15 protein-coding genes are annotated in these 19304 nt (G+C 71.2%); 1 reads left to right on the top strand and 14 read right to left on the bottom strand.

What is annotated here, in order from left to right; translation table 11 throughout:
* Positions 1–87: 87 nt before the first annotated feature.
* The 3 genes from ACFVVO_RS15125 to ACFVVO_RS15115 form a co-directional block, all read right to left on the bottom strand.
* The gene (locus ACFVVO_RS15125; protein ID WP_390055028.1) at positions 88–1713 is read right to left on the bottom strand and encodes a beta-N-acetylhexosaminidase; all 1626 of its coding nucleotides are present in this window, start codon (positions 1711–1713) and stop codon (positions 88–90) included.
* 218 nt (positions 1714–1931) lie between these two features.
* Entirely contained in the window at positions 1932–2210 is a 279-nt protein-coding gene (locus tag ACFVVO_RS15120) for a DUF3039 domain-containing protein (RefSeq protein WP_143638399.1), read from the bottom strand.
* A gap of 29 nt (positions 2211–2239) precedes the next feature.
* Positions 2240–2812, bottom strand: a complete 573-nt coding sequence (locus tag ACFVVO_RS15115; RefSeq protein ID WP_390055026.1) for a YqgE/AlgH family protein — start codon at positions 2810–2812, stop codon at positions 2240–2242.
* Positions 2813–3077: 265 nt separating this feature from the next.
* Between ACFVVO_RS15115 and murA the strand changes: the two genes are divergently transcribed.
* Positions 3078–4418 carry a UDP-N-acetylglucosamine 1-carboxyvinyltransferase gene (murA, locus tag ACFVVO_RS15110; protein ID WP_358930371.1) on the top strand — a complete coding sequence of 447 codons (1341 nt, stop codon included), beginning with the start codon at positions 3078–3080 and terminating at the stop codon, positions 4416–4418.
* Positions 4419–4620: 202 nt separating this feature from the next.
* On the opposite strand, the gene ACFVVO_RS15105 is transcribed toward murA, so the two are convergent.
* The 11 genes from ACFVVO_RS15105 to ACFVVO_RS15055 form a co-directional block, all read right to left on the bottom strand.
* Positions 4621–4902: an HU family DNA-binding protein gene (locus tag ACFVVO_RS15105; protein ID WP_067001509.1), complete on the bottom strand. Its 282-nt coding sequence runs from the start codon at positions 4900–4902 to the stop codon at positions 4621–4623.
* Positions 4903–5172: 270 nt separating this feature from the next.
* Entirely contained in the window at positions 5173–6588 is a 1416-nt protein-coding gene (locus tag ACFVVO_RS15100) for an NAD-dependent malic enzyme (RefSeq protein WP_390055025.1), read from the bottom strand.
* A gap of 353 nt (positions 6589–6941) precedes the next feature.
* Positions 6942–9269 (bottom strand): HelD family protein, encoded by a 2328-nt coding sequence (locus tag ACFVVO_RS15095; protein ID WP_390055023.1) that lies wholly within the window; start codon positions 9267–9269, stop codon positions 6942–6944.
* A gap of 90 nt (positions 9270–9359) precedes the next feature.
* Positions 9360–10133 (bottom strand): anti-sigma factor family protein, encoded by a 774-nt coding sequence (locus ACFVVO_RS15090; protein WP_390055022.1) that lies wholly within the window; start codon positions 10131–10133, stop codon positions 9360–9362.
* Positions 10134–10195: 62 nt separating this feature from the next.
* Positions 10196–10780 (bottom strand): sigma-70 family RNA polymerase sigma factor, encoded by a 585-nt coding sequence (locus ACFVVO_RS15085; RefSeq protein ID WP_037932079.1) that lies wholly within the window; start codon positions 10778–10780, stop codon positions 10196–10198.
* 279 nt (positions 10781–11059) lie between these two features.
* Positions 11060–11653 carry a CGNR zinc finger domain-containing protein gene (locus tag ACFVVO_RS15080; protein ID WP_390055020.1) on the bottom strand — a complete coding sequence of 198 codons (594 nt, stop codon included), beginning with the start codon at positions 11651–11653 and terminating at the stop codon, positions 11060–11062.
* A 131-nt stretch (positions 11654–11784) separates the two neighbouring features.
* A complete protein-coding gene (locus ACFVVO_RS15075) occupies positions 11785–12936 on the bottom strand; it encodes a uroporphyrinogen-III synthase (RefSeq protein WP_390055018.1) in 1152 nt (383 codons plus the stop codon).
* Between the two features lie 85 nt (positions 12937–13021).
* The gene (locus ACFVVO_RS15070) at positions 13022–14392 is read right to left on the bottom strand and encodes a nitrate/nitrite transporter (RefSeq protein ID WP_390055016.1); all 1371 of its coding nucleotides are present in this window, start codon (positions 14390–14392) and stop codon (positions 13022–13024) included.
* 148 nt (positions 14393–14540) lie between these two features.
* Complete coding sequence (locus ACFVVO_RS15065) at positions 14541–15833, bottom strand: acyltransferase (protein WP_390055014.1); 1293 nt, start codon at positions 15831–15833, stop codon at positions 14541–14543.
* Positions 15830–18031 (bottom strand): glycosyltransferase, encoded by a 2202-nt coding sequence (locus tag ACFVVO_RS15060; RefSeq protein ID WP_390055013.1) that lies wholly within the window; start codon positions 18029–18031, stop codon positions 15830–15832. Before ACFVVO_RS15060 ends, ACFVVO_RS15065 begins: the two co-directional genes overlap by 4 nt.
* Positions 18031–19179: a hypothetical protein gene (locus ACFVVO_RS15055; protein ID WP_390055011.1), complete on the bottom strand. Its 1149-nt coding sequence runs from the start codon at positions 19177–19179 to the stop codon at positions 18031–18033. The genes ACFVVO_RS15060 and ACFVVO_RS15055 overlap by 1 nt, the downstream gene beginning before the upstream one ends.
* Between the last annotated feature and the right edge of the window lie 125 nt (positions 19180–19304).

Genomic DNA, 19304 nt, shown 5'->3' with positions numbered 1-19304 from the left:
GCCACTCTTCAGTGACTTAACGGCGTTTTCCGTCATTCGTTCTACGGGCACCCGTTCCGCCGGGCGGCCACAGGTACCGGGCGCCTCCTAGCGGTTCGGGGGCGCGCCGTCGATCGGGCGGCCGAGGACGCCGGGGCGTCGCTGCCAGGGGCGTGGCCCGCTGGGCGGCCGGTAGCCGACACCGAGGGCGTCAAGTCGCCGGTAATGGACGGCCATACGGTGTTCGAAGTCCGCGAAGTCCCGCTCCGCCGGGGCGGGCAGCCGGCTCCAGGCGACCTCTGCGAGGGCGGCGAGCCGGGGAAAGGCCTGGTAGTCGACGCGCGCGGCGTCCTCCATCACCTCCGTCCACACGTTGGCCTGGGTGCCCAGCACGTGCCGGGCCTCCTCTGCGGTGAGTTCGGCCGGTACCGGCTCGAACCGGTAGACGTCCTCCAGGGTGCGCACGAAGCCGATCGGCACGGGTTCGTCGTCCCCGGGCGCCTGCCGGTGGTCCAGATAGACGTACTGCTCCGGGCACATGACGACGTCGTGCCCGGCCCGCGCGGCGGCGACGCCGCCCCCGTATCCGCGCCAGGAGGACACCGCGGCGCCCGGCGCGAGCCCGCCCTCCAGGATCTCGTCCCAGCCGATGAGGCGGCGCCCGCGCGCGGCGAGCCAGGTGTCGAAGTGGCCGATGAACCAGGACTGCAACTCGTCCTCGCCGGCGAGCCCGAGGTCCGCGATCCGGCTCTTCGCGGCCGGCGACCGGCGCCACTGGTCCTTGCGGCATTCGTCGCCGCCGATGTGCACGAATTCCGAGGGGAACAGTGCCAGCACTTCCTCGAACACCCCCTCGTAGAAACGGAGGGTGGTGTCGGTGGGGGCCAGCACGTTGGCGGAGATTCCCCAGTTGTCCCAGACGGTGAGGGCGGAGGTGTCGACGACGTCGGTGTTGCCGAGTTCCGGATACGCGGCGATGGCGGCCTGCGAGTGGCCCGGTACGTCGATTTCCGGGACGACGGTGATATGCCGCTCGGCGGCGTAGGCCACGATCTCCCGGATGTCGTCCTGGGTGTAGTGACCCCCGTGCGGCTTCTCCTCCCACAACGGTGAGGCACGGTGGCCGATTTTCGTCCGCGCCCGCCAGGAGGCGACCTCGGTCAGCCTCGGGTACCGCCCTATCTCGATCCGCCAGCCCTGGTCGTCCGTCAGATGGAAGTGGAAGACGTTGAGTTTGTGCGCGGCCATCAGGTCCAGGTACCGCAGCACGCCTTCCTTGGGCATGAAATGCCGGGCGACGTCCAGCATGAGGCCGCGCCAGCCGAACCGGGGGGCGTCCTCGACGGTGACCCGGGGCAGGTCCCAGTCCCGGTCCGGCCGCAGCGGCGCGCGGCGGAACGCGTCGGGTCCGAGCAGTTGCCGGAAGGTCTGCGCTCCCCAGAAGACGCCGGCGGCGCTGCCGCCCTCGATGCGCGCCGGACGGCCGTCGGTGACGAGGCGGTAGCCCTCGGGGGGCAGGTCGGGCTCGATGCTCAGTACGACGCGGTCGTCCCCGCCGTCCGCCTCCGGCAGCTGCAGGCCGGTCGCCGCGCCGACGGTGGCCCGCAGCCACCGTGCGACGCCCTCGGTGCCGGGCCGCGCCTCCAGCGCCGTACCGGCGCCGATGCTCGTGTGCCCGGCGGTGTTCCGCGAACAGCGCGCCGGAGCCGGGATCAGATCCGCCTTGTCAGTCACATCAGTCCTTGATGAAGGAAAGCGTTCCTACGGGGGAACTGCGTCGCGGCGCGGCGCGTTCTTCGCCGTGCGCGACCTCGAGGAGGCTATTGCCGGCGTGAGCATGCCGACAAGAGGTCTGGACCAGTTGGTGGCCGGAAAGCACAAAGGCCCCCGGGTCCGCGTCTGTGGCGCGTCCCGGGGGCCCGAGGGTCTTCAGGCGGACAACGGGCGGGCGCCTACTTGTCGCCGCCCTTGTCGTCGCCGCCGCTGCCCATGGACTCGTAGATCTCCTTGCACATGGGACACACGGGGTACTTCTTCGGGTCGCGGCCCGGCACCCACACCTTGCCGCACAGCGCCACGACGGGGGTGCCGTCGAGGGCGCTCGCCATGATCTTGTCCTTCTGGACGTAGTGGGCGAAGCGCTCGTGGTCGCCGTCGCCGTGGGACACCTGTGGCGTCGGCTCTACGAGGGTCCCCGTACCAGTCCCGCGCTCGGGCTCGAGAGTGCTCATATCGCCAAGGGTACTGAAGCGCAGAGGCATCAGTTGAGCGACGGGTCGTCGGGATACGTGGCGACCATCGCCAGCTCGTTGCGCTGGCGGCGCAGCACCTCGCGCCAGAGGGTCTCCGGCTCCGGGCAGGACACGTCACCCGGCTCGGACTCCACGACGTACCAGGCGCCCTCCGCCAGCTCGTCCTCCAGCTGGCCGGGGCCCCAGCCGGCGTAACCGGCGAAGATCCGCAACGAGCCGACGGCCGAGGCGAGCAGCTCCGGCGGGGCCTCCAGGTCGACAAGACCGATCGCGCCGTGCACCCGGCGCCAGCCGAGCGGGGCGCTGTCCCCGTTCGCTCCGCCCGGTATGACCGCGACGCCGAGCGCCGAGTCCAGCGAGACCGGACCGCCCTGGAAGACCACTCCGGGCTCACCGGCCAGATCGGCCCAGCCCTCCAGGATGTCGCCCACGCCCACCGGGGTGGGACGGTTGAGGACGACACCGAGGGAGCCCTCCTCGTCGTGGTCGAGAAGGAGCACCACCGCACGGTCGAAGTTCGGGTCCGCCAGGGCGGGGGTTGCCACGAGCAGCCGCCCTGTGAGCGAGGACACCTCGGTCATGCCAGACATGATCCCGCATCTTCGCCCACCGTGGGGAGCCAATCGGGGTGCGCGAGTGAACGCAGCTCAGGGCGCACAGGGGGCGCGCCCGCGCCGGTGACCCCATGTGCCCGGCGGTGAACGGTTCGTGTTGTGACACAGCCATGACGTGACTGGGTGGTACTTGGGCTTACAGGACAGGGGTAATAGGCGATTACCCTGTCTCTCCGGCCCCTGCGCAAAGTGATCGGCCGGCCCCTGCCCGACTCATCGGAACGCGAGATTCATGACCGTCAACGACGATGTCCTGCTTGTCCACGGCGGAACCCCGCTGGAGGGCGAGATCCGTGTCCGCGGTGCGAAGAACCTCGTACCGAAGGCCATGGTCGCCGCCCTGCTGGGCAGTGCGCCGAGTCGACTGCGCAACGTTCCGGACATCCGTGACGTGCGTGTCGTGCGCGGCCTGCTGCAGCTGCACGGAGTCACCGTCCGTCCGGGTGAGGAACCCGGTGAGCTGGTGCTCGACCCGTCGCACGTGGAGAGCGCCAACGTCGCTGACATCGATGCCCACGCGGGTTCCAGCCGTATCCCGATCCTGTTCTGCGGCCCGCTCCTGCACCGTCTGGGGCACGCGTTCATCCCGGGCCTCGGCGGCTGCGACATCGGCGGCCGGCCGATCGACTTCCACTTCGAGGTGCTGCGGCAGTTCGGCGCGACCATCGAGAAGCGGGCCGACGGGCAGTACCTGGAGGCGCCGCAGCGGCTGCGCGGCACGAAGATCCGGCTGCCGTACCCGTCCGTCGGCGCGACCGAGCAGGTGCTGCTGACCGCGGTGCTGGCCGAGGGCGTCACGGAGCTGTCCAACGCGGCCGTGGAGCCGGAGATCGAGGACCTCATCTGCGTACTGCAGAAGATGGGCGCGATCATCGCGATGGACACCGACCGCACGATCCGCATCACCGGTGTGGACAAGCTCGGCGGCTACACCCACCGCGCCCTGTCGGACCGCCTGGAGGCCGCCTCGTGGGCTTCGGCGGCGCTGGCGACCAACGGCAACATCTACGTCCGCGGTGCCCAGCAGCGCTCGATGATGACGTTCCTGAACACCTACCGGAAGGTGGGCGGTGCCTTCGAGATCGACGACGAGGGCATCCGCTTCTGGCACCCCGGCGGCCAGCTGAAGTCCATCGCACTGGAGACGGACGTGCACCCGGGCTTCCAGACCGACTGGCAGCAGCCTCTGGTGGTCGCCCTGACCCAGGCGACGGGCCTGTCCATCATCCACGAGACGGTGTACGAGTCCCGGCTCGGCTTCACCTCCGCGCTGAACCAGATGGGCGCCCACATCCAGCTCTACCGCGAGTGCCTGGGCGGCTCAGACTGCCGCTTCGGCCAGCGCAACTTCCTGCACTCCGCGGTCGTCTCGGGACCCACCCGGCTCCAGGGCGCCGACCTGGTCATCCCCGACCTGCGCGGCGGCTTCTCGTACCTCATCGCGGCCCTGGCCGCAGAGGGCACCTCGCGTGTCCACGGCATCGAGCTGATCAACCGCGGCTACGAGAACTTCATGGAGAAGCTCGTGGAACTGGGCGCGAAGGTCGAGCTGCCGGGCAAGGCGCTCGGCTAGACAGCAGCCGAAAGGGCGGCCTCCCTCGGTATGAGGGGGGCCGCCCTTTCGACGTTTTCGGCTCAGGCGCCCCAGGGGACGCCGGGCTGTCCTGCGTGTGCGGCTCCGCCGCGTGGGCGCCACCAGCCGCAGCGGACCGCGGTCACCCGCGGCGCTGCGTCAGAGCGGCGCTCCGGTCACCCGGCGCCACCGAGCGGAACGCTTACTTACCCTTGGCCGCTTCCTTGAGCTTGGAGCCCGCGGAGACCTTGACGCTGTAGCCGGCCGGGATGTTGATGGGCTCGCCGGTCTGCGGGTTGCGCGCGGTACGAGCGGCACGGTGGGTGCGCTCGAAGGTCAGGAAGCCGGGGATGGTGACCTTCTCGTCGCCCTTGGAGACGATGTCGCCGACGACCTCGGCGAACGCGGCCAGAACGGCGTCGGCGTCCTTGCGGGTCACCTCGGCGCGGTCGGCCAGCGCTGCCACCAGCTCACTGCGGTTCATGTTGTTACTCCCGTGTTCTTCGTGCCGTTGAGGCGTGAGGTGAGATCGATGCCGATGCGCTCGCGCCCAAAGACGCATCCTGCCCCTACCTGCGGCGGTAATGCCAATCCGGCACCCGTAGGAGTCGTGAGAACACCCTAGGGAGTCACACGAAAAGCGCCTGCTCGGCCGTCACCCTAGAGGGCGCCCACCGGTGGGGGGTTCCACGACGCGCCGGTACGGGGGCTGCCGTGTCCATCCTCACAGCCCCTGCACCATACGGTACGGCGCCTACGACGCCGTGCCCACTGCCTTCGCGGCCTCGCGCACCGCGCCCGCCACAGCGCCCGCGACCTTGTCGTTGAAGACGCTCGGAACGATGTAGTTGGGGTTCAGCTCGTCCTCGGTCACCACGTCGGCGAGTGCCTTCGCGGCGGCGAGCATCATCTCGGTGTTGACGGTACGGGACTGCGCGTCCAGCAGGCCGCGGAAGACACCCGGGAAGACCAGGACGTTGTTGATCTGGTTCGGGAAGTCCGAGCGGCCGGTGGCCACGACCGCGGCCGTCTGCCGGGCGATCGCGGGGTCGACCTCGGGGTCGGGATTCGCGAGCGCGAACACGATGGCACCCTCGGCCATGGCGGCCACGTCGCCGCCGTCGAGGACGTTCGGGGCCGAGACGCCGATGAAGACGTCGGCGCCGCGCACGGCCTCCTTCAGGGTGCCGGTGAGGTTCTCAGGGTTGGTGTTGTCGGCGATCCAGCGCAGCGGGGAGTCGGCAGGGGCGTCCACCAGGTCCTCGCGGTCCGAGTGGACGACACCGCGGATGTCGGCCACCACGGCGTTCTTCAGACCGGCGGCGATCAGCAGCTTGAGGATGGCCGTACCGGCCGCGCCGGCCCCGGACATCACGACCCGGATGTTCTCGATCGCCTTCCCGGTGCAGCGCAGCGCGTTGGTCAGGGCGGCGAGGACGACGATCGCGGTGCCGTGCTGGTCGTCGTGGAAGACGGGGATGTCGAGGGCCTCGCGCAGCCGGGCCTCGATCTCGAAGCAGCGGGGGGCGGAGATGTCCTCGAGGTTGATGCCGGCGAACCCGGGGGCGATCGCCTTGACGATCTCGACGATCGCGTCGGTGTCCTGGGTGTCCAGGCAGAGCGGCCAGGCGTCGATGCCGGCGAACCGCTTGAACAGGGCCGCCTTGCCCTCCATGACCGGCAGCGCGGCCTTCGGGCCGATGTTGCCCAGGCCCAGCACGGCGGAGCCGTCCGTCACGACCGCAACGGAGTTGCGCTTGATGGTGAGCCGGCGGGCGTCCTCGGGGTTCTCGGCGATCGCCATGCAGACGCGGGCCACGCCCGGCGTGTAGATCATGGAGAGGTCGTCGCGGTTGCGGATGGGGTGCTTGGACGCCATCTCGATCTTGCCGCCGAGGTGCATCAGGAACGTACGGTCGGAGACCTTGCCGAGGGTGACGCCCTCGATGCCCCGGAGCTTGCCCACGATCTCGTCGGCGTGGGCCGTGGAGGTGGCCGCGATGGTCACGTCGATGCGGAGCTTCTCGTGGCCGGACGCCGTGACGTCGAGGCCGGTGACCGAGCCTCCGGAGGACTCCACGGCATTGGTGAGCTGCGAGACGGCGGTTCCGCTCGCGGGCACCTCCAGCCGGATGGTCATCGAGTAGGAGACGCTGGGCGCCGTTGCCATGGCCGACTTCCTCTGCTTTCACCGTGTCGCGTGTTGTGCCGTCCGATCGTCGCACCTACCCCCGAGTACGTGGTACTCGCCTCGGATTGCGGACGTTGTGTTCACGGCGGCACGCCTTTTCGGAAAGTAACTTCCACCATACGAGAGTTGATCGGGCAAATAAAGAGGCCCACGTCACATCGGACGTGGGCCTCTCTCACGTTCATGACACCGACCCGCCATGCTCGCCTCGCGGCAAGTGGTCCCTCTGAGGGACGAAGGTTGGGCCCGGGGGCTTGGATCGGGCCGGTGCCACGTCAAGGCTAACAAACGGATGCCGGGGGCCATTCCTGGCGCGGGGACTTCCTCGAAATTCAGTCCCTGAGCAGGTCCGGCACCCCCGCCCGGTCCGGCTCGTCCCGCTCGCCGGAGACCACCGTGAGCTGCTGGGTCGCCCGGGTCAGCGCGACGTACAGCACGCGCAGGCCGGCCGGCGACTCGTCGGCGATCTCCGCCGGTGAGACGACGACCGTGGCGTCGTACTCCAGGCCCTTGGCCTCCAGGCTGCCGAGCGCCACCACCCGGTCGCCGAGCCCGGCCAGCCAGCGGCGGGCCTCCCCGCGCCGGTTCATGGCGACGACCACCCCGACCGTGCCGTCGACCAGGCCGAGCAACCGCTCGGACTCCGCGCGGACGGTCTTCTCCAGGGAGTCCCGCGCGACAGTGCCGGATCCGTCGCCCGCCGTCACGAAGCGCGGCTCGACCCCGGTGGACCGTACGGCGGAGGGCGCCTCGGAGCCCGGCATGGCGAGGGCGAGCACCTTGGCGGCCAGCTCGGCGATCTCGGCGGGGTTGCGGTAGTTGACGGTGAGCTGGAAGCGCCGCCGGGGGCGGGCGCCGAGGGCCTCGTCGCGCGCCTGGGCCGCCTCGTCCGGATCGGACCAGGAGGACTGGGCGGGGTCGCCGACGACCGTCCAGGTGGCGTGCCGGCCGCGGCGGCCGACCATGCGCCACTGCATCGGCGTGAGGTCCTGGGCCTCGTCCACGATGACGTGCGCGTACTCGGTGCGCTCCTGGGCGAGGCGCTCGGCCCGCTCCCACTGGGTCTCCTCGCGCACCGGCATCAGCTCGTCGAGGCCGGTGAGCTGGTCCAGCGGGTCCAGGTCGCGCTTCCTGCGCGGCCGGGCCGGGGCGCCGAGGATCGCCTGAAGCTCGTCCAGCATGGCGGTGTCGTGCACCGAGCAGCCCTCCCGGCGCAGTGAGCGGGCGACCTTGCGGACCTCGCCGGGGTTGAGGATCCGGCGGGCCCAGCGGCCGAGCCGCTTCTCGTCCGCCATGGCGGCGAGGACCCCCTTCGGGGTCAGCTCGGGCCACCAGGCGTCGAGGAACGCGATGAACGGGTCCTCGCCCGCCACGTCCTCGTCGAAGGAGGAGCGCAGCTCGGCGGCCAGCTCCGCGTCGGTGTGCCGGCCGGCCGCGCCGGACTTGGCCCACAGGGCGTCCAGGAGCAGCTTGCGGGCGCGCGGGCGCAGCAGGTTGACGGGGGCGGTGCCGCCGAGGGCGGTACGGCGGATGTGCGCCAGTTCCCCGGCTTCCAGTTCGAGGCGGCGCCCGAAGGCGACGACCCGGAGCCGTTCCGTGGAATCGTCCAGCTCCAGGGCGCCGCGGGCCGCCTTCCGCAGCACCTTCAGCATCCGGTACGAGCCCTTGGCGCGGGCCACGGACGGGGAGTCGTACAGCGTGGCCTCGACGCCGTCGACGAGCGAGCCGATGGCGCGGATCGCGACCTGGCCCTCCTCGCCGAGCGAGGGCAGCACGCCCTCGGTGTAGGCCACCAGCAGCGGGGTCGGCGAGACGATCAGGATGCCGCCCGCGTAGCGTCTGCGGTCCTGGTAGAGCAGATAGGCCGCGCGGTGCAGGGCGACCGCGGTCTTGCCGGTGCCCGGGCCGCCCTCGACGTAGGTGACGGAGGCGGCGGGGGCGCGGATGACCAGGTCCTGCTCGGCCTGGATGGACGAGACGATGTCCCGCATGGTGTGGCTGCGGGCCTGGCCGAGCGCGGCCATCAGGGCACCGTCGCCGATGACGGGCAGCGCCTGCCCGTCGAGGAACGCCCGCAGTTCGGGGCGCATCAGGTCGTCCTCGACCCCGAGGACCCGGCGGCCCTTGGAGCGGACGACCCGGCGGCGCACGACCCGGCCGGGGTCCCTGGGGGTGGACCGGTAGAAGGGGGCGGCTGCCGGGGCCCGCCAGTCGATGACCAGCGGGGCGTAGTCCGCGTCGAGCACGCCGATCCGCCCGATGTGCAGGGTCTCGGCGATGTCGGCGGTGTTGTCGGGCCGGACCGCGCCCTCGGCGGGTTCGACCGCGGTGTAGGCGCCGTCGGGGCCCTTCTTGCCGTCCTTGCCGGGCAGCAGGTCGATCCGCCCGAAGAGGAAGTCCTCGAACTCGTTGTTGAGCCGGTTCAGATGGATGCCGGCCCGGAAGACCTGGGCGTCCCGCTCGGCCAGTGCGCCCGGCGTGCCGACCTGGCCGCGCTTGGCCGCGTCGTTCATCAGGAACTCGGCCTCGTGGATCTTCTCCTCGAGGCGCCGGTACACCCGGTCCAGATGTTCCTGCTCGACGCTGATCTCTCGGTCACGCACGGAGTCCTGTGCGTCGTGTACCGAGTCGACCGCGGACTGCTGAACCTGAGCGGCCACCGGGCCCCCTTCTGACGTGCTGGGCAGCCGTCAACCGTACGCGAAGGGGACCCGGCAAAGCTACGTGACTACGCATCCACCCGCATGAGACTACGCGTCCACCTGCACGAGCTTCTTGCCGTCGAAGGTGGTCACCTCGAAGTGGTCGATCTCGTTGGGCTTCAGGGCCGTGCCACCGCCGATGTACAGCGGCTTACGGGACTCCGGGGTCTTGGCGTCCGGGATGCCGTAGCCCCACTTCGGGACGGACCAGGAACCCAGGGTCTGGCGGTCGCCGTTGTTGCCGACGGCAACCAACGAGCACTTGAGCGGCCCCTTGACGCCCTTGAGTTCGAGGACGGCCGAGGTGCCCCAGTCCTTCTCGCCCATGGCGACGGTCGCGCTGGCGCCCGTCGCGCTGTCGCTTCCGCTGACCTTGTCCGGAAGCTGGTCGAAGGTCGTCCGGGCGGTGGCCGCGAGAGGCGTGGCCGTCTGCCCCGAGTCGCCGCCGCCGTTCACCGCCGTGACGGCCACCGGGCCGCCGATGATCAGCGCGGCAGCGGCCGCGACCAGGTAGAAGCCCTTGCGCCGCTTCCGCGCACGGCGCTCGGAGACCTCGTCGACCAGCTTCTCCACCAGCCGTGGGCTCGGCCGGGCGGAGAGCGACTCGCCGATCGCCGGGGTGCTGCCGGAGCCCGGCAGATCCGCCAGCGCGGCCAGCATCGGCTCCATCCCGGCCAGCTCGTCCAGTTGCTGGGCGCACCATTCGCAGGTGGCGAGATGCGCCTCGAAAGCGGTTGCCTCGGCGTCGTCGAGCAACCCGAGGGCGTAGGCGCCCACGGTCTCGTGCTCGCTCGGCACCGAAGATCCCTGACTGGGGCTCATGGGTCCAGAAATACCCGGACCACCCGGGCCGAATCCTTGCATTCCCCCGTATCCACTGCTCATCACGCCGTCACCCCCCGCTCCTCCAGTGCCAGCTTCATCGACCGCAGGGCGTAGAACACCCGGGAGCGCACCGTGCCGCTCGGGATGCCCAGCGTCTGGGCCGCCTCGTTGACCGTACGTCCCTTGAAGTACGTCTCGACGAGGACCTCCCGGTGCGCCGGGGTCAGGTCGTCGAGCGCGTCCGACAGCGTCATCAGCCACAGCGCCTTGTCGATCTCGTCCTCCGCGGGGATGACCTCCAGCGGCGACGGATCGACCTCCTGCGGCCGGGCCTGCCGGCTGCGGTGGCCGTCGATGACGATGCGGCGCGCGACCGTCACCAGCCAGGGGCGTACCGAACCGGTCGCCCGATTGAGCTGACCGGCGTTCTTCCAGGCACGGATGAGCGTCTCCTGCACGACGTCCTCGGCGCGCTGCCGGTCTCCGGCGACCAGCCTGAGGACGTACGCGAGCAAAGGTCCGGCGTGCTCGCGGTACAGGGCACGCATCAGCTCCTCATCGGGTTCCGAGGGCTGTGAGGACATGCGATGTCGGGCCCTCGATCCACGTTCATTGGCCACGGCCGCATCCTTGCGCACGCCCACCTCCGGTGTCCGGGGGTTCCCCCAGTCGGTCGCTCGCCCACCGGTACGGACAGGAGCGGCCCACTGTTCAAAAGGAGGTGACAGTTTTCCTGGGAGTGATGTGACGAGCGGGACATGCGCGCACATTCCGACCGCGTGATGTTTACATTTCCGACACATCGCCGGGGCGGCCCCCGCTGCCCGGGCACACGGACCCGCAAACCGGCTGTTGCGGAAATCACTCCGTCCGCAAGAAGGGAGTTTCCGTCTGCTTTCCGACAGAAGGGCCGTACCGGACGGTCAGGCCCGTGCGAGGGCCGCCCGGCGCCGGTGCCGGGCCACCCGCTCCCGGTTCCCGCAGACCTCACTGGAGCACCAGCGCCGCCGGCGCCCCCGGGAGGTGTCCAGGTACACCAGGGGGCAGTGGTCGCCCTCGCACTCGCGGACCGCGGCCCGCGCCACGGGGTCGGTGAGCAGTTCCACGGCGTCCCGCGCGACGAGCGCCAGCAGTTCCGCGCACTCGGGCGCCCGGGCCAGCTCACGCACCAGGGCGCCGTCCGCGCGGCGCACCGCGCACGGGGCCGGGAGCGCGGCCCGGGCGGCCTCGTTGAGCCGGCCGAGGGCGCCGTCGTACGGCCGCGGGTCCGCCGCGCCGGCGCCGCGCAGCAACTGCCCGACGTCCGCGCGCAGTTCCCGGAACCGCGCCGGCCAGGAGGCGTCGGCGTGCTCCAGCGGGGTGCCGGGCGGCACCAGTCCGGCCCCGGCGATCCAGGCCCGCAACGACTCCACCGCGCCCAGCCGTTCGGCCGGATGAGTGGTCGCGAGGAGGTCCAGGCAGATCCGCCCGGCGTCGAACCGCGGCTCGTTCGGGGCCGGGGCCGTACTCAGCGTCATGTGCCTGCCACCGCCTAGGACAGGGGAACCGTTGCGTCGCTCCCCTTCACAGTGCCCGTGCCGCCCGGCGGGCGGAACCCTTCGGACGGTCTTCGCGGCGGCTTCCCTGCGGATCCGTGCCCGGCCCCGGCTCAGTCGTCCGCGTACTTCGTGTCCGCGGCCGGGTCCAGCGCCAGCCGGTAGCCCCGCTTGACCACCGTCTGGATCAGCTTCGGCGTACCGAGGGCCGTGCGCAGCCGGGCCATCGCCGTCTCCACCGCGTGCTCGTCGCGCCCGGCGCCCGGCAGCGCCCGCAGCAGCTCGGCGCGGGCCACCACCCAGCCCGGCCGTCGCGTCAGCGCCCGCAGCAGCGACATGCCGGCCGGCGGCACGGGCTTCAGCTCCCCGTCCACCAGCACCGCGTGCCCCCGGATCTCCACCCGGTACCCGGCGACGGGCAACGCCCGTGCCCGCGCGGGCAGTTCCTGGCACAGCAGCTGTACGAGCGGCCCGAGCCGGAACCGCTCCGGCTGCACCGTGTCCACGCCCCGCGCCTGCAACGGCAGCGCGGTCACCGGGCCCACGCAGGCGGGCAGCACGTCATGGCCGAGCGCGGCCAGCACCTCGCCGAGCAGCCCGCGCTCCTCGGCCCGCGACAGCGTCGACGCGGCGGCGGGCGCGCTGGTGAAGGTGAGCGCGTCCACCGCGCGCGCGACGACGGCGTCCAGCAGCCGGTCGACGGGCCCGATGTCCTCCGGCGGCATCCACCGGTACACCGGCACCGGGACGACCTCCGCTCCCCCGACCCGCAGCGCCTCCACGAACCCCGGCAGCGGCTCGCCGTGCAGCTGTACGGCGATCCGGCGCCCGTCGACGCCCTCCTCCAGCAGCCGGTCGAGCACCTCGGCCATGGACTCGCTGGACGGCGACCACGACTCGGTCAGCCCCGCGGCCCGTACGGCGCCCTTCACCTTGGGCCCGCGGGCCAGCAGCTCGACGCCCCGCAGGCGTTCGAGCAGCGGTTGACCGAGCCCCCATCCGTCGGCGGCCTCGATCCAGCCCCGGAAGCCGATGGCGGTGGTGGCCACCACGACGTCCGGCACCTGGTCGATGAGCTCCTTGGTGGAGGCGAGCAGTTCGCCGTCGTCGGCGAGCGGCACGATGCGCAGGGCGGGCGCGTGCAGCACGACGGCACCGCGCCGCTGGAGCAGCGCGCCCAGTTCCTCGGCGCGGCGCGCGGCGGTGATGCCCACGGTGAACCCGGCGAGGGGTCCGTGTTCGGGGTGCTGCTGTTCATCGTCCATGGCTCTCCTAGCTGACCCGCATGCCGAACGAGCCTGTCAACGGTGCGTGACAGGCTCGGTTCGGCTCGATGTCCGCGGTGTTACGTCACACCTTGGCGTAGCTGAGCTGCGGCTTTGCCTCGGCAGCGGTGGTGGATGCGGCCCGGGTGGCCGAACGGCGAAGGTATACGGCCCAGGTCAGCGCGAAGCAGGCGCCGTAGAAGACGAGGAAGGCGACGAAGGCGCCGGTGCCGGAGCCGTAGGACAGGAAGGACTGGCGGAAGGCGAGGTTGATGCCGACGCCGCCGAGCGCGCCGACGGCCCCGATGAGCCCCATGGAGGCCCCGGACAGCCGCCGTCCGTGAGCGGCCGCCGCCTCGCCCGTGAGTCCCCTGGCGAGGGCCTTGGCCTGGAAGATCCCGGGGATCATCTTGTACGTCGACCCGTTGCCGAGCCCGCTGAGCACGAACAGCACCACGAAGACCGGCACGAACAGCGCCAGCGACTTCTCCATGCTCGCCACGATCAGGACGGCGGTGGCGGCGGCCATGCCGACGTAGTTCCACAGGGTGATCCGCGCCCCGCCGTACCGGTCGGCGAGCCGGCCCCCGACGGGCCTGATCAGGGAGCCGAGCAGCGGGCCGATGAAGGTGAGGTACGCGGCCTGCAGCGGGGTGCGCCCGAACTGGTTGGTCAGCACCTGCCCGAAGGCGAAGCTGTAGCCGATGAACGAGCCGAAGGTGCCGATGTAGAGGAAGGCCATGATCCAGGTGTGGCCGTCCTTCGCCGCGTCCCTGGCGGCGCCGGTGTCGTTCTTCACCGAGGCGAGGTTGTCCATGAACAGCGCGGCGAGGACGGCGGCGACCACGATCAGCGGGATGTAGATCCCGAGCAGCACCCGCGGCCCGCCGCTCGCCCCGATGATCGCGAGGGCGATCAGCTGGATGACCGGCACGCCGATGTTCCCGCCCCCGGCGTTCAGCCCGAGCGCCCACCCCTTCTTCCGCAGCGGGAAGAAGGCGTTGATGTTGGTCATGGAGGAGGCGAAGTTGCCGCCGCCGATGCCGGCCAGCAGCCCGACCAGCAGGAAGGTGGAGAAGGAGGTTCCCGGCTCCATCACCGCGAACGCGGCGATCGTCGGGATGAGCAGGAGGCTCGCGGAGATGATCGTCCAGTTCCGCCCGCCGAAGACGGCGACGGCGAACGTGTACGGCACCCGCACGATCGCGCCGACCAGCGTGACGACGGAGGTCAGCAGGAACTTGTCGGCGGGGGTGAGGCCGTACTCGGGCCCCATGAAGAGCACGAGTACGGACCACAGCGTCCAGACCGAGAACCCGATGTGCTCGGAGAGCACGGAGAACCACAGGTTCCGCCGGGCGACCTTCTCCCCGGTCGCCCTCCAGAACCCCTCGTCCTCGGGATCCCAGCGCTCGATCCAGCGACCGCTGTGACGGATTGGGGCGGGACCTGTCATGACGCCTCCACGGTGCTCCGGGACTCGGTGGTTCGCGGTGATGAGTCCCGAAGGTAGGGAGGACGCGTTTCCTGGCTGTGGCTGTGGGTGACCGGTAGGGAACTTTGCTCTCACTCACCGCGGGGAAGGCCGGTGAGGGGAGACGCCCTCACGCCGCCTTCCGCCGGCCACCGCCCCGCTTGACCCCGTTCGGCCAGAGCCGCGGGCTCCGCTTGGCCGCGATGTCCTCGATCCAGCCGAAGGCCATGATGGTCAGCCCGATCAGGGGCCAGACCAGGAAGAACATCCACAGCATGTAGCTGGAGTCGAGCGCGGCCACCGCGCGGTCGCTCTGCATGAAGGGCAGGTTGTACGCCTGGTCGATGATCGGCACCGTGGCCATGATCAGCATGTTGTGCCACAGGTAGATCGTGACGGCGCGGTTGTTGGACAGCGTGATCAGCTTGTCCCAGCGGGCCAGCCGGCCGGGCAGTTCCTGCCAGGACGGGGAGTACTGGAGCAGGATGACGACGAACCCGAAGGACCAGCAGGCCTGGGCCAGCGGGATGTCGTTGAGGTCCCAGCCGTCGGGGCCGAGATGGCCCGAGGCCCACCACAGGCCGAAGGCCATGATCAGGGTCGCCACGGAGATCGCGACGTAGCGGGGGATCTTCGCCAGCAGGCCGTCGTGGTGGGCGAAGCCCAGCACCCAGCAGCCGCCGTACACCGCGAAGTCCGTCACCGCGTTGCCCGTCTCGCCGGGGATGGTGACGAAGCCGGTGCCTACGATCACCGTCAGGCCGAGGGGCGCCAGCAGCGTCGGCCAGGGGAAGCGGCGGAAGGCCCACAGCAGCAGCGGGGAGGCGATCACGAACCACAGGTAGGCGCGCAGGTACCAGAGCGGGCCCGCGGCCTGCACGGCCCAGGTGTCCTCCAGCAGGCCGGACTTGGAGCCGATGTGCCAGGGGAACGGCGGGGCGCCGACCGGGACGATGTAGTCGAGAAGCTTGACCAGACCCCAGGTGCCGCCGTTGTCCGGGTCCTTCACCGGGTTCCAGCCGCCCGCGAGCATCAGCGCCAGCGCCACCACGCTGAACGCCCAGAGAGGGGGCAGCAGCCGGCGGACCCGGCTCTTGATCACGCTGACCGCCGGGCGCTTCAGGGAGCGAGCCATCAGCGAACCCGCCAGCGCGAACATCACGCCCATGGAGGGGAACAGCACCGTCAGCCAGGCCCAGCCGAAGAGGTGGTAGACCACCACACGGACCAGGGCCAGGGAGCGCAGCAGGTCCAGGTAGCGGTCGCGGCCCGGCTTCTTCGCGGCCGGGGCCGGGGCCTCGGCGGGTTCCGGCACCGGGGCCGGGGCGGGCGTGGGAACCGGACCCGGCTCGGCGACCCGCTGCTGCGGGAAGCCGTACGACGGCGTCGGGTCCGGGGTACCGGTCGTGTATCCGTGGGTCATGCCACGGGCCTCCGATCACTGCTGCTCCGGCGGCTGCGCTGGGTCGGCACGGGACCACCGGGCGCCTCGACGACACCCGTGCGCCGGAGCTTCTGCCAGCGCAGGCGGCCGCCGGTGAGCGCCGTGATCCAGGACTGGAGCAGCACTACGTACATGAGTTGGCGGTAGAGGATCTGCTGCAGGGGCAGCGAGATCAGATGGGTCATGCGTTCCTTGTCCAGGCGGAAGGCGTAGGCCGCGCAGACCGCCTGGAGGGCGAGGACGCCGAGCCAGGCCACGATCGTCTTCTGCGTCTGGCCGAACACCACGCCGTAGAGCAGGAACACGTCGATCAGCGGGGCCAGCAGCGGGGCCACCACCATGAACAGGGAGACCAGGGGCAGGCCCACGCGGCCGAAGCGGCCCGAGGAGCCCCGCTCCAGTACGGCGCGCCGGTGCTTCCAGATCGCCTGCATGGTGCCGTACGACCAGCGGTAGCGCTGGGACCACAGCTGCTGGACCGACTCCGGGGCCTCGGTCCAGGCCCGGGCCTTCTCGGCGTACACCACGCGCCAGCCGTCACGGTGCATCGCCATGGTGATGTCCGTGTCCTCGGCGAGGGTGTCGTCGCTCATGCCGCCGACCCGTTCCAGGGCCGAGCGGCGGAAGGCTCCGACCGCGCCCGGGATCGTCGGCATGCAGCGCAGCAGGTCGTACATGCGCCGGTCGAGGTTGAAGCCCATCACGTACTCGATGTGCTGCCAGGCACCGATGAGCGAGTCGCGGTTGCCGACCTTGGCGTTGCCGGCGACGGCGCCGACGCGCGGGTCGCCGAAGGGCTGGACGAGCTCGCGGACGGTGGCCGGTTCGAAGACCGTGTCGCCGTCCATCATCACGACGATGCCGTGACGGGCGTTCGCCAGACCGCGGTTGAGCGCGGCCGGCTTGCCGGCGTTCAACTGGCGGACGACCCGGACGTTCGGCAGGCCCATCGCCTCCACGATCCGCGCCGTGCCGTCGCTCGAGCCGTCGTCGATGACGATGACCTCGATGGGGTGCTCGCCCGCCATCAGCGAACGGACCGTGTTCTCGATGCACTTGGCCTCGTTGTAGGCCGGGACCAGCACCGAGACCGGTTCGGTCACCGGCGGGCCCCAGCGGAACCTCCGGTCGCGCACCCGCCGGGCGTGGGCACCGGAGAGCAGGAGCATGAGGACGAAGCGGGAGATGACGAGCGCGCCGATCACCGCGAGGCCGACGACCAGTACGCCCGTGACACCGTCGGCGGCGGAGACCATGAAGATCCACGCCTTGCCCTTCCACAGGTCGAGCCCGGTCACCTTGGTGGACGCGCTGGGCGCGTCCAGCGCCTCGGTGAGGTTGTCGAAGGTGTAGCCCCGCTCCTGAAGCATCGGCAGGAACTCGTCGAGCGCCTGCACGGTCTGGTGGCGGTCGCCGCCGGAGTCGTGCATCAGGACGATGGCGCCCTTGCCGCCGTGCGGGGTGGCGCGGCGGATGATCTCGTCGACGCCCGGCTTCTTCCAGTCCTCGCTGTCGGTGTTGTTGACGACCGTGATGTAGCCGCGGGTGCCGATGTACTCCGTCACCGGCCAGGACTTGTCGTCCATGGCGTCGGCGAACGAGGAGTACGGCGGCCGGAAGAGAGAGGTGCGGATGCCGGCGGCGCCGGTGATGGCGAGCTGGTTGGTGGACAGCTCCCAGTCGATGCGCTTCTTGCTCTGGTAGGAGAGGTCGGGGTGGTTGAAGGTGTGCAGGCCGACCTCGTGGCCCTCGTCCACCATGCGCTTGACCAGCTCCGGGTAGCGGGAGGTCATGGTGCCGGTGACGAAGAAGACGGCGTGCGCGTGGTGCTCCTTCAGCACGTCGAGCACCTTCGGGGTCCAGGCGGGGTCGGGACCGTCGTCGAAGGTGAGGACGAGGCGGTGGTCGGGGACGCGCATGCTGGTGGCACGGCCGCTGCGGGTATCGATGACGGGGCCGCCCTCGAGGATCTTCTCCGGCACCTTGTCGGTGGCGGCCTCGGGCTGGATGCGGTGGTCGGCGAGGATCTCGCTGTGGACGTAGCCGCGCAGCATCAGCATCGCGACGAGCGCGACGAGGACGAGCAGCGGCAGCAGCAGGCGCATGGGCAGGCGTCGTCGCTGGGAGCCGCCACGGGCTCCGCGTGCGGCACCGTGACGGCGGTTGCGTGATGCCATCAGAGGTTGTGCTCCGGGAACGGGTTGAGGCGGGAGGCGCCGGGGACCGGCTGCTCGGCCAGTGAGAGGGACTGCGGGGCGGGCTGAGCGGCCGCCGAACCGGCGCCGGCGGTGCCCTCGACCGGGGACTCGGGGGCACCGGCCGGGCTGCTCGGCACGGTCTCCGTACCACCGGCCGAGGTGGAGGGTTGGGCGTCGGACGACGTGCCGCCGCCGGTGCCGGAGGTGCCGGAGGTGGGCCCGGTGGTCGTCGGCCGCGCGCCGGCCGAGCTGTCCACGCGGCCGGCACCGGTGGCAGAGCCGGCGCCGGGTGCCTCGGCGGAGGCGCCCGGGGCGGGAGTCGTGTTCTGGCTCGTGCCGGCGTCCGGCGAGGCGCTGCCGGTGGCGGACGGCTCGGCGGACTCGGCCGGGACCGGCGAGCTGTCCACCTGTCCGGCGGGTTTGTCCTTGTTCTGCGGCACCGGAACCCACGGCGCGTCCGAGCTGCCCGAGAACAGCGTCGCCACGATGATCACGGCGTACACGGCGCAGGCCAGGCCGACGATCATGCCGAGGCGGCGGAAGGTGCGGCTGCGGCGGCCGGACTCGTCGACGAAGACGGGGCCGTCGGCGGTCTCACGGCCGGTGCCGTGCGCGGTGCCCGGGGCCGGGGTCAGCCGGCCGTCGCCGAGCTGGACGGCGTCCATCTGGACCGTCACCTCGTGCGGGTCGTGCGTCGGGTCACCGGCGGTGGGCTGGGTGGGAATGGTGGGAAGGGGCTCGTCCCAGGGGTCGCGGAGGGGCTCCGCGGTGCCGGGTCCGGCGTAGCCGCCGGCCCTCACCCGGCGCAGCACGGTGGTCTGCTCGGGGTCCGGGGCGGGGGTTCCGCCGCGGAGCGGAGCGCGGCGGAAGTCCGCGGCTCTGCGGTCGTTGCGGGCCCGCGGGAGTACGGCCGTCCCGTCGGCCTCGGTCCGGGCGGCTCGACCGCCCCGGAGTATCCCGGTCGCCGGGAAGGCTCCGGTACCGGGGACGTCACCGGACTCCGGGAACGCCGTGCCAGGGAACGCCGTGCCACCCGGGTAACCGCCACCGATGTCGCCGGCACCGGCGTGGCCGCCGCCCGGGAGGGCGCCGGTCTCCGGAAACGCCTGGGTGTGACCACCCGTCACCGGGCGCTCCCAGGACGCGGATGCGACTTCGTGCCACTCCGGTTGGGCGTCTTCTCGCCACTCTTTCACGTGCGCACATCCCCCCACGGGACAGTTCCGGGTGCGCATCGACACCGAGCACCCGT

This window comes from Streptomyces sp. NPDC058145 (genome assembly GCF_042884245.1).
Classification (GTDB): Bacteria; Actinomycetota; Actinomycetes; order Streptomycetales; family Streptomycetaceae; genus Streptomyces.
The sequence above is the reverse complement of the archived record's forward strand: the minus strand, read 5'-3'. Positions and strand labels throughout refer to the sequence as shown.